11 protein-coding genes and 1 pseudogene are annotated in these 10,837 nt (G+C 41.2%); 10 read left to right on the top strand and 2 right to left on the bottom strand.

Annotation, left to right across the window (positions count from 1 at the left end; translation table 11 throughout):
* Positions 1-706 precede the first annotated feature (706 nt).
* The 10 genes from AM629_RS19570 (at position 707) to bcmE (ending at position 8,873) form a co-directional block, all read left to right on the top strand.
* Positions 707-1,705 (top strand): FAD-dependent oxidoreductase, encoded by a 999-nt coding sequence (locus tag AM629_RS19570; protein WP_054481274.1) that lies wholly within the window; start codon positions 707-709, stop codon positions 1,703-1,705.
* Positions 1,689-1,886, top strand: a complete 198-nt coding sequence (gene thiS, locus AM629_RS19565) for a sulfur carrier protein ThiS (protein ID WP_054481272.1) — start codon at positions 1,689-1,691, stop codon at positions 1,884-1,886. The genes AM629_RS19570 and thiS overlap by 17 nt, the downstream gene beginning before the upstream one ends.
* A gap of 1 nt (position 1,887) precedes the next feature.
* Positions 1,888-2,661, top strand: coding sequence for a thiazole synthase (locus tag AM629_RS19560; protein ID WP_083451962.1), 774 nt, complete (start codon positions 1,888-1,890; stop codon positions 2,659-2,661).
* A gap of 74 nt (positions 2,662-2,735) precedes the next feature.
* Positions 2,736-3,719: a HesA/MoeB/ThiF family protein gene (locus AM629_RS19555; protein WP_054481270.1), complete on the top strand. Its 984-nt coding sequence runs from the start codon at positions 2,736-2,738 to the stop codon at positions 3,717-3,719.
* 184 nt (positions 3,720-3,903) lie between these two features.
* Positions 3,904-4,359 (top strand): NUDIX hydrolase, encoded by a 456-nt coding sequence (locus tag AM629_RS19550; RefSeq protein ID WP_054481268.1) that lies wholly within the window; start codon positions 3,904-3,906, stop codon positions 4,357-4,359.
* Between the two features lie 22 nt (positions 4,360-4,381).
* Positions 4,382-4,849 (top strand): nucleoside 2-deoxyribosyltransferase, encoded by a 468-nt coding sequence (locus tag AM629_RS19545; RefSeq protein ID WP_054481266.1) that lies wholly within the window; start codon positions 4,382-4,384, stop codon positions 4,847-4,849.
* Entirely contained in the window at positions 4,836-5,801 is a 966-nt protein-coding gene (locus tag AM629_RS19540; protein WP_054481264.1) for a thymidylate synthase, read from the top strand. Before AM629_RS19545 ends, AM629_RS19540 begins: the two co-directional genes overlap by 14 nt.
* Before the next feature lie 56 nt (positions 5,802-5,857).
* A complete protein-coding gene (locus tag AM629_RS19535; protein ID WP_054481262.1) occupies positions 5,858-6,577 on the top strand; it encodes a class I SAM-dependent methyltransferase in 720 nt (239 codons plus the stop codon).
* Between the two features lie 78 nt (positions 6,578-6,655).
* Positions 6,656-7,612, top strand: coding sequence for a DMT family transporter (locus AM629_RS19530; RefSeq protein WP_054481261.1), 957 nt, complete (start codon positions 6,656-6,658; stop codon positions 7,610-7,612).
* Positions 7,613-7,637: 25 nt separating this feature from the next.
* Entirely contained in the window at positions 7,638-8,873 is a 1,236-nt protein-coding gene (gene bcmE / locus AM629_RS19525; RefSeq protein ID WP_054481259.1) for a thiamine pyridinylase, read from the top strand.
* Positions 8,874-9,016: 143 nt separating this feature from the next.
* Here the strand turns inward: bcmE and AM629_RS19520 are convergent, their stop codons facing one another.
* Entirely contained in the window at positions 9,017-10,177 is a 1,161-nt protein-coding gene (locus AM629_RS19520; protein WP_054481257.1) for a cupin domain-containing protein, read from the bottom strand.
* A 450-nt stretch (positions 10,178-10,627) separates the two neighbouring features.
* Positions 10,628-10,837, bottom strand: a pseudogene (locus AM629_RS19515) (hypothetical protein); the annotation flags it as partial.

Genomic DNA, 10,837 nt, shown 5'->3' with positions numbered 1-10,837 from the left:
CAGTGCGGCGGCAAGAGAACGCATCCCCAGGAGCATAGATAACTCTGTGACTGGGGTAAGTGAACGCAGCCAACAAAGCAGCAGCTTGAAAGATGAAGGGGATATACCCGATTAACTTGAATCTTACATCTTCAAGTTAATTAACTATATATACAAAAAACTTCCTGTGATAAAAAGGAATACTGTGACTTAACTCAATATATAGATAATGCCTATGTACACATGGTTGTATTTGTGTCATTTTGATATTTAATTTTTTATACTCGAGTTCCAGAGGATCGGGATGAATTTAAAGAAAAAGCAACATTGCTAAATATGATATGGGTGTTGATAACCGCAAAATTATTGTTTTAGATACTATTAATCCTATTTGTTTAATTTAGTTATGTTTTTTTCCAGAAGCCCTACAAAATTAGAATTAAAGAGGTGCTTCTTGATCGAAATTGGAACTTTAAGGATATTACGATGGTTTATTTCACCTGAACAGCCAACGATAAATCTCTTTGCAGTAAGAATCGATACCAAGAATACGCATGGTACGAGGTGTATTCTTTCGGCGGTGATCACCGCACTTATGGCGAATAGATTGAGTTGAGGCGGTAACTGAGAAGATTATTTACATCAGGCCATCTTAGAATCTAATACGTTAAGAATAGGTTCCGGTCATGGCTCAGTTCATCACTTTTAGTAAGTGGAGTGAGTGGCTATGCACATTACAATCATAGGGGCTGGTGTTGCGGGGCTTACTTGTGCGGCAGAGTTCGTTGCAAGAGGGGGAAATGTTCGAATTCTTGAGCGAGGATCTAAGATAGGTGCTAAGGCGTGCTCTTGGTGGGCAGGTGGAATGCTGGCGCCATGGTGTGAAGGTGAAAGTGCAGAGCCTTCTGTCGTTAACTTAGGGCAACGTGCTATCGATTGGTGGGCGAATCATACCGATACACTTACTTCGTTAGGCACCCTTGTACTTGCTTTAGGACGTGATATTTCTGAATTGAAGACTTTTGCTAATAAAACTGAAAATTATGAAAATGTTGATTCAGACCAAATTGCAGAACTTGAGCCAGACCTTGCCGATCGCTTTCATAAGGGACTCTTTTTTAAAGACGAGGCTTTCTTAAACCCTCGTAAAGCAATCACTCAGTTATCTGAAAAATTGGAGAGATTGGGCGTCGAATTTGTGTTCAACAACGAAGCCAACGTAAGTGAGGTGAGAGGGACCGATTTAGTTGTCGATTGTAGGGGGTTGGAAGCTCGCGACATATCAAAAACATTACGCGGGGTTAAAGGTGAAATGCTTTTGATTCACAGTAATGACATAAAGATCAACAGATCCATTCGATTATTGCATCCAAGAATACCTTTGTATTTGGTTCCGCGTGGTAATGGTGACTACATGGTTGGTGCCACCATGATTGAGAATGAGGAACGTGAACGAATTTCTGCGCGATCCATATTCGAACTACTTGGGTCAACACTCGCCCTTCATCCAAGTTTTAATGAAGCTGAGATTGTAGAAATAGGTGTTGATGCAAGACCGACATTCCCAGACAACCTCCCTCGTGTTTATTGGAAAGGCGAGATTCTTTGTGTGAATGGTCTCTATCGTCATGGATTTTTATTGTCTCCTTCAATGGCACAAATGGCGGCAAAAGCTGTTTTTGAAGGATCTAATATACCGGAGTCAATCGATGAATATTCTCGTTAATGGTCTGGAAGTCTCTGTTTCAGGTTCTAGGTTAGGGTCAATTCTTGAAGAGCTTGGCTATGTAAATAGGGTTCTGGTAACCGCCGTAAATGGTGATTTTGTGAGTGTGCAAAAGCGGGATGAATTTGAAATAAAAAGTGCAGACAAGATTGAAGTTTTGGTGCCAATGCAGGGAGGTTAATGTGCTAAAAGTATACGATACAGAACTGCACAGCCGTATGATGCTTGGAACGTCTCAATATCCATCACCCGCAATTTTGTCAGAAGCCGTTAAAGCCTCCAAAGTAGAGATTGTCACGGTATCTCTTCGTAGAGAGTCAGGGAAAAATCAGGCTGGGCAAAGTTTCTGGTCATTAATTAAAGGATTGAATGTCCAGGTGCTCCCTAACACTGCGGGTTGCCATACCGTAAAAGAGGCGGTAACTACTGCGCATATGGCAAGAGAGATTTTTGGCACGGATTGGATCAAGCTAGAAGTTATTGCTAATGCAGACACTTTGCAGCCTGATGTTTATGGCCTTGCAGAGGCAGCAAAGATTTTATGCGAGGATGGCTTTAAAGTCTTTCCATATTGCACTGAAGATCTCTCAGTAGCAGAGAAGTTGCTACAAGTAGGTTGTGAAATCCTTATGCCTTGGGGTGCTCCGATCGGTTCTGGCCGAGGATTAAATAACATCTACGGTTTAAGAACTCTCCGCGCTCATTTCCCCGATATTCCTTTGGTCATTGACGCAGGAATAGGCTTGCCTTCTCATGCGGCGGCGGCAATGGAATTGGGCTATGACATGATTTTGTTAAATACTGCGGTGGCGCGTGCAGGTGACCCAATAATGATGGCTCAGGCGTTTGCTAATGCAATTGATGCTGGCCAACGTTGTTATTTGGCTAAACCAATTGAAAAGAGAGATATGGCTGAACCTTCTACGCCGGTATTCGGTAAGGCTTATTTAGCATGAAACGAGATCCATTTTATCCAACATGCTGATCCGTCGAGTGAAAGAGTGGCTCGCGATAACAAGAGGGCAACGTATTGAATCGCTATGATAGGCAGCAAGTGCTACAGCAAGTAGGGAAATGCGGGCAAACAAAGATTTCTAACGCTAAGGTCTTGGTTGTTGGGGCTGGTGGTCTTGGTTCACCCGCACTTCAATATTTGTGCGGGGCTGGGGTTGGCACCTTGGTTGTAGTTGATCCAGATGTTGTGGAAATGACTAACTTGCATCGACAACCTATCTACAACGAGAGTTTGGTCGGTCTGGCGAAAGTTGATGCTGCAAAGATAGTTCTAGAGAAACTTAACCCTGAGGTCGAAGTGCTTACATATGCCACGACACTGCATCCAGATAATTCCCGTTTATTGGTGAGTAATGCCGATGTCGTTTTAGACTGCGCTGATAGCTACGCAGTTAGCTACATGTTGTCAGATGTTTGTTCGTTGCTAGGAAAGCCGCTTATCTCTGCATCCGTACTTGGTCTTAAAGGTTATGTAGGAGGATTTTGCTCATCCGCTCCTTCTTTTAGAGCTGTTTTCCCTGAAATTCCAAATAATACGGCTACTTGTGCCACGATGGGCGTCTTAGGCCCTGTAGTCGCAATGATAGGTGTTTTGCAGGCGCAAATGACACTTGGGACTTTACTGCATTTATCTCCATCACCTTTAGGGCAAATGGTAACCGCTGATTTGGATACGTATTCATTTTCAAGTTTTCGCTTTGATAATGCGGAAGAGCCAAAATCAGTCACATTCCATTTCATATCAACGTCATCACTCACTTCCAAGGATTTGATAATCGATCTTCGAGGTGAAAATGAAGCGCCTAACCCGGTTCACCCTGATGCGTTAAGGATGTCGGTTGATGCGTTCTGTGATGGAAACTTCATTCCAGAGTCAGGGCAGAGGGTTGTTTTAGCGTGTAGGACTGGCTTACGTGCGTGGAATGCAGCGAGAAATCTTCGCAATTATTGGGATGGAGAAGTCGCACTCATGGCTATGGCAAGCCTTGAAGTTAGGTAAGGATGAAATCTTAAATTTAATAATATCAGTCATATACCCTATGGATTTCAAGATGGATCGCGACGGCAAGGGAGCGAATCCCCGGGAGCATAGATAACTATGTCATAGAGAACTATGTGACCGGGTGAGTGCAGCCAACAAAGAGGCAACTTGAAAGATAGCGGGTATAGAGGTGAGTTTGATTATGAGAGCAAATAAAGGCCCCAAAGCGCTATCTGAGCCTAAAGTTGCTACGTTAGCCATTGTATATCATAACGATAAAATCTTATTGGTTAGGAGGAATAAGCAGCCTCAGCGGTTTGGTTGGGGTTTTCCTGGCGGATCAGTACTGCCTGGTGAAAGCCTACACGATGGTGTTTTACGAGAGCTTAAAGAAGAAACGCAATTAGTCGCTACAGTAGAAACAACGCTTACTGTAGTAGAGGTAAATGAATTTGATAGTGAAGGTGTCCACCATCACTTCATTTTAGTACCACTTCTCTGTAGTTATCTATCGGGAGTTCCTGTGGCTGGAGACGATGCACTGGAATGCCGTTGGATGAGTTTCAACGATATTTATAGCCAATCAGAAACATTAATTGAGCATGTTGCAACAGTGGCTCGGGAAGCTGACGCCATTATCAGAGCACGAACTCATTAACGTTTGAATAAGGTCTTTATATATGAAAAAGATGTTTCTTGCTGGACCGTTTAAAGCATTAGTCGATCCTGAAAGTCATGTAATGTCACACAAAAATATCGATCAATTCCAAAGCATCATCAAATACTTTGAAGAGAGAGAATGGTCTGTGCACTGTGCTCATAAGCGTGAAAAATGGGGGCGTGAGTTTATGACGCCTTCTCAATGCACACTTATTGATTACGAAGAAATTAGTCAGTGTGACTATTTTGTAGCTTTCCCTGGAGTCCCTGCTTCGCCTGGTACGCATATTGAAATGGGGTGGGCATCCGCTATGAAAAAGCCAGTGGTGCTTTTGCTTGAAAAGAACGAAGAATACGCTTTTTTAGTCCAAGGGCTGGGTGAAATCACTTCAGTTAAAACGTTGCGTTACAGCAAGGAAGCCGGTGTTGATATCGCCCAAATAGAGATGTTAATCGAAGAATTCGAGGGTGTTCATGAATCGCTTTGATACATTTGATCAATTGTATATCTCGACACTTGATCTGGTTAATAATAACTATGAATTTGAAAATAGACCGCGGGGGCATTCCGAACGTGAGGTTCTTGGTTTTAGTTGTAAATTGACGAACCCGTTATCGAGATATTGTTTTCATCCCGTCAGAAAGCAAAATGTCATTTTCAACTATGCCGAAGCCTTATGGTATCTCTCAGGAAAGAATGATCTTGATTTTATATCCTGGTACGCCCCGTCTATGACCAAGTACTCAGCAGATGGGGTAACTTTGCCGGGTACTGGCTATGGCAAGAAATTATTGCATTTCGGATCTGACGATCTGAACCAAATTGCCAGAGCTATCGACATTATCAAGAATGACGACGCTGATAGTAAGAGAGTATTCCTTCAGATATTCAGTGCGGATGAAGATATTTATAAAACTAATATAGACGTTTCATGCACTTTAGGGCTGCAATTACTCTTGCGTGAAGGAAAACTGCACTTGGTTGCATACATGCGGGCTAACGATGCATATGTGGGTATGTTAGGCGATATTTTCTCATTCACTTTCATTCAAGAGTTCATAGCATCAATGCTTGGGTGTGAAGTGGGTCAATATACCCATAACGTGGGTTCGATTCACATATACCAGCCTAATCAAGAGAAAGTCCAAGGTATATTAGATCGTCCATTTGAAACATTTGAGCCAATATGTTCACCGCCTGTAATGCCTAAATCAGATTTTTCAGTGGTATCTAAGGTTTTGGAGTACGAGAAGAAAATTCGGCGCTCTGAATTGTCTTTGAACGATATAAATCAGCTTCCACTAGACGAGTACTGGATAGAAATTCTCCGTCTCTTTAAAGTGAACACTTATCTCCGAAGTGGAGAGAGCGTGCCTGATATGCTGATTGAAAATATCCATCCATTTCACAAATCTTTTTTATTGAACAGGCTGAAATAGGTAAAATTTAGCCTTTTGGGTTATTACTATACTAATCTAATAATATGAGATGACAAATGAGCACTAACTGGATGAATGAAGATGTATCAAGATTATTCGATCAATATGATGATTATTTGGAGGAGAGACTTGGGTACACACCATTGATTGAAAACCTTAAGGAGAGCCTGGGGCAAAATATATCGGTTCTTGATTACGGTTGTGGTAGTGGGAAAGTGTCACGTCGGCTAATTGCCAGAGACATAAAGATGGTAACGGGAGTCGATATCTCACAAACCATGGTGGATAAAGCTTCCAGCAACATCAATCGGGGCAATAGTTCTTATCATCAAATCAGAGAGGGGGTCCTTAACTTCAATGATAATACTTTCGATGCAGCTATATGTTGTTACGTGTTCATCAATAACAGTAAAAAGTCTGATCTTTTAAAAATTGCCAGGGAAGTTTATAGGACATTAAAACCTGGCGGCATTTTTTACGTATTGGATACCAATCCAGATTCCACTGGGATTAAGTTCAGTTCTTTTATGAGCGGTGATCCAAATAAGAAATACAGTGATGGAGACAGCAAGTCAGTGTATTTAGATCTGCCAGATGGAAGTATTTTTAATATTTTAGATACGAATTGGCATAAAGATACATATTACAAAATATTAAGTGAGGCTGGATTCAAAACTATTGAACTTTTTGAGCATTGTGACGCCGATGCTTCAAAGGATACTGAAAGTCTACGATATTCCCCACCGTTCGTAATGTTCAAAGCAACTAAATTCTAGATGCCTCATGGAATTCCTTACTTGTTACAAAAATATCAGTGAGGGATTCCACATGACTAGTTTCGAAGGTAATTTAAGATGGCATTAGTGAGTTTAAGTGGACTGAGATCCAACCGATATGTCTTCGGTTTATTGCTGGCGGTGATGGCAACCTGCCTATATTCGCTTAAAGGTATTCTTGTAAAAATAATGTACAAAAATGGCATTGATAGCATCAGTGTTATGGCGCTCAGGATGTTCTTTGTATTACCCATTTACGTCTTTATTGGAATAAGAATTTATACCAAACTCACTCCCAAACAGGCGAACTCCATTAAGTCTAACTGGCACTGGTGTTGTTTGGTTGGGGTCGTTGGTTACTACTTATCAAGCTTCTTCGATCTGAAAAGTCTGAATTATATAAGTGCACAACTTTCCGGTTTGGTTTCGTTCACTTATCCAATATTTGTTTGTTTTATAAACTGGTTTTTGTTTAAGGAAACGTTCAAAAAAGATATGTGGCTGACGCTTTTCCTGAGTTATAGCGGCATTATCCTGCTCTTATCGTATGAGTTCAGCTTCGGAGATACCTACAGTGTATTGTTTGGATCAGCGTATGCCATAGGAGGTTCGTTGGCCTTTGCTTGTTATATGGTCTTTAGTAAACGCCTTATGGCCAAAATGCCAGGCGCTATGTTCACTAGCATTGCTATGGGTGCAGCGAGCGTATGTGTATTTATGCATTTTCTAGCCGAGGAGGAATGGAAAGACATAACTCTAACCCTACAAATCTTGTTACTTTCTTTGACGATCGCAATAGCTTGTACTGTTGCCCCTTCTTTTATCTTGAGTGAAGCCATTAACTGCATTGGGACTAATCAGGTTGCGGTGATGGGAGCATTTGGTCCGGCGGCAACAGCTCTTATGGCAGTTTTCATACTATCAGAGCCATTCAGTAGCTATCATTTTTTGGGAATGACATTGGTCGTTCTATCGGTAAGTTGGTCATTTTTGATGAAATTTATAAAAACCAAATTACATTACTCAAAAGAATAATCATCTTAATTGTAAGGAGATAGACGTGAATATTTTAAAGTTCAGACAAATTAAGTATTTCATCGTATCTTGGTTTGCTTCGATCTTGGCAATTGGGTCGGCATTTGCTCAAGATATTCATGTCGGTTTGTACCCTTGGGTACCTCGCGTAGAGCAGTTTCAGACTGAACTGACTAAAGTTTGGAAACAAAGATATCCAGATGATAACCTTATTTTTGCAGCTAAAGAAGTTTGGGATGGCGGTTACAATACAGACCCATCAGATCAATTAGATGTTTATGTATTTGATGCAATTCACATGAATTATCTCGCTAATAATGGTTGGTTGTTACCGCTCGAAAAATCGGATATTGATGATTTTGAGGATTTATTTGATTATGCAATGGATGGAGTCAAAGTTGTAGATGCGGAATCATATTGGGGAATTCCTCAATTGGGATGTACTCACATATTGTTCTATCACGCTAATGATATTGAATTGCGTATCGCTCAGACATTAACCCAACTAAAAACAACTTTAAATTCCTGCCAATATACAGGCCAGATTCCACCAAAGAAGACGGGGTTAATGATAGATATGAGTAGTTCAATAATAAATGCTTTGTACTTGCAGGCAGTCTATAGTCTCCATAACCATATGCCGAAGAATCTGCCATTCAGCCCAGTGGAGTTTAATGCTGACGCAATTACAAATTTAAGATCCATTATGGAAATGTCTAGTTATGATAATTCCACTAAGAAGGCGGCTAGTTACCAACATGGTGTATGGTTTGAAGCAGGTTATGGTAGAGCGTTTGTAGGTTTCACTGAATCAATGACAGTTATGAGTAGTACAGCCTTGGATAATATCGATTTCAAAGTGATGCCATTATCGAATAATACCGAAAGCAACCCTCTCTTTTACGCTGATATTGTCGGAGTTTATCCGAAGCAAAATAGGAGTGCTGAGGAGATCTCAAAGGTCAAAGAGCTAGCGAATGTTATGGCATCAAAAGATTATATGGTTTCAAGCTCGATCCCTGTTCCGGGCGCTTTGTCGGGACCCAAATCAAACCCGCAATATCTAATGCCTGTTCGAAAATCAATTTTTGTTGAATTAGGAAATAAATATCCAATTTACAACAAAATGCAAATGCTTGTTGAAAACAGTTCTCCAGTACTTTTTACCATGAATGAACAAAGTAAGACCTGGATAAGCGAAATGAAAGCAAGTCTTCAATCCGCGATTAAAGCTGACTTTTCATGTGAGGTTTCACCTTAGTTTAATCTGTGATTTTTTAAACCTCGACTGACATTTTTAGCATATGTTAGTTGAGGTTGGGCAAGGCAGGATTTTGATTTTTTTACAATAAAATCAATAAGGTAATCCAAATCCTGCCATGCAATACACCACGGTGTAATATCTCAAGTTCTACGGCGCGATATAACTAATTTATCCTTCGGACGATCCGCCCAATCGGAGATTTGATTGCTGAAGTTATCTGCCAACAAATAAGACGGAGTTTTAGCGAACCAATCAGAGAGTGAGATATCCTGGTAGATGCCGTTATCTAGCACAACCAGCACCTTGAGATCATCATTACCCATATTTTCGATATAGTGACCAAATCCCTGTGGCACGTAACCGACGTCGGTTGGCCCAAATTTCGAGGTTTGTGCGTGTCCGTGGGAACTAAACACGGTCATACGTCCTTTGCCTGAAATGTAATATTGCCATTCGTTAGCATTCGGATGCCAATGTAGTTCACGTATTGCACCCGGTTTAACGATCTCGATGAGACCGGTGATAGTGGTAGAAATGGGAAATTCCTTCGATGATGCCCGATAAATACTTCCTGCATCGTTCTCAAAGAAGGGTTTGTTTTTCAAGAGTTCATAACGGTGGGTGAGTGGGGCATCGTTCAATCCTCCGTCGTCTATCGGTAGGGGAAGTTTTGGCGGTATGGCGCCACCGACGATGTAAGCTTCACCCTGTTTAAGTTTGGAAAAAACGGATGCTGGCATGTTAACACTTTTCTCTAGCGCTTCTTTCGGCGTATGCGTTATCCAATCAGTGATGCTGAATGTGCCAAATTCTGAGAAGTGCCCGTCGTCAAAAGTCAGAATGAAATGCGCGCCATCTTCAAGCGCTTGAATAGAATGACCATGACCTTTGGGAAAATACCATACATCACCGGGGCCAAAATCGGCTACTTCACTTTTGCCCTCTGGATCGATAATGGTAATACGTGCATGACCTTCAAGCATATATGCCCATTCAGCGGCAACAGCATGCCAATGGAGTTCACGCACACCGCCCGGTTCGAGCATCATATCAACACCGGCAATCCCTTCAGATATCGGAAATTGTTCTATTGTGGCTTCCCGTGCCCACCCATATTCAAATATACGTTTTTTGCTGTCTGTAAATTTATATTTATACGAACTTTTGGCCCCAACGGGGGTATTATTACCCGTAGTGACAGTATTGTGTTGTTCATCAGCAACAGCGGATTTAATCATACTACCCATGCTAGCTGCTGCACCAATTGCGGATGCTTTCAAGATATCACGACGTGAGAACATATTTTTGCCTCCAAAAATGGTACCCGTAAGAGTGGTTGTAAGCTGATATATATTCGTTTGGTTTTTTAAACTAATTATTGTCACTGGAAGGAAAAATCAGAGGTGACTTGTTAATCATAGTAAAAAGGTGAATTTTGAATGAGGAAAAAGTGTTTATTTTTATTTTCGCTATTTTTGCCCATCCCCCCGATAGGGTTCAAAGTTACTTTTCAAGCCCTTCCACTGTTTATGACTTTAATCTGTAAATAATGTCGTCAGGTCAACCGACTTGACGAACTTATAGGGCAGAGTCCAGTTAACGGTACGGCCTTTACGGTAATTGTTAAATTTAACGTCCTTATTTTTTCGGCTGATGATCCTTTGATTTACATGTTTTAGTTTTTCTTCAAGCTCATCTTTAAGTTCTTGCAAAGTTTGGGATATTGGTCTTTGTAATACGGGCAGATCAGGTCATTCAGGACACTTTGTTTGTCGGCTTTCCACCTGTTCATAAGAATTAAGTCGTCTGTAAAACTTCGCTAAGACCCGGCGGTGGGCAGTTTTTAGTACTGCCTGTTTGACTAATATTTTCTCTTCATGTGGTGTGGAGACACCATGCTCCAGATCCCATGAACTGGTGCTAATAAAAGCAATGTCTACATTCAAGCTACGAAGTAGCAT

The sequence above is a fragment of the Photorhabdus heterorhabditis genome (assembly GCF_001280945.1).
GTDB lineage: Bacteria > Pseudomonadota > Gammaproteobacteria > Enterobacterales > Enterobacteriaceae > Photorhabdus > Photorhabdus heterorhabditis.
Note: the sequence above shows the minus strand (reverse complement) of the source record. Positions and strands in the feature narration are given on the sequence as shown.

Excerpts from the sequence above, each read along its gene's own strand:
- AM629_RS19545 (WP_054481266.1), top strand. The coding sequence starts at position 4,382 with ATGAAAAAGATGTTTCTTGCTGGACCGTTTAAAGCATTAGTCGATCCT.
- AM629_RS19550 (WP_054481268.1), top strand. The coding sequence starts at position 3,904 with ATGAGAGCAAATAAAGGCCCCAAAGCGCTATCTGAGCCTAAAGTTGCT.
- AM629_RS19535 (WP_054481262.1), top strand. The coding sequence starts at position 5,858 with ATGAGCACTAACTGGATGAATGAAGATGTATCAAGATTATTCGATCAA.
- AM629_RS19540 (WP_054481264.1), top strand. The coding sequence starts at position 4,836 with ATGAATCGCTTTGATACATTTGATCAATTGTATATCTCGACACTTGAT.
- AM629_RS19520 (WP_054481257.1), bottom strand. The coding sequence starts at position 10,177 with ATGTTCTCACGTCGTGATATCTTGAAAGCATCCGCAATTGGTGCAGCA.
- thiS (WP_054481272.1), top strand. The coding sequence starts at position 1,689 with ATGAATATTCTCGTTAATGGTCTGGAAGTCTCTGTTTCAGGTTCTAGG.
- AM629_RS19530 (WP_054481261.1), top strand. The coding sequence starts at position 6,656 with ATGGCATTAGTGAGTTTAAGTGGACTGAGATCCAACCGATATGTCTTC.
- AM629_RS19570 (WP_054481274.1), top strand. The coding sequence starts at position 707 with ATGCACATTACAATCATAGGGGCTGGTGTTGCGGGGCTTACTTGTGCG.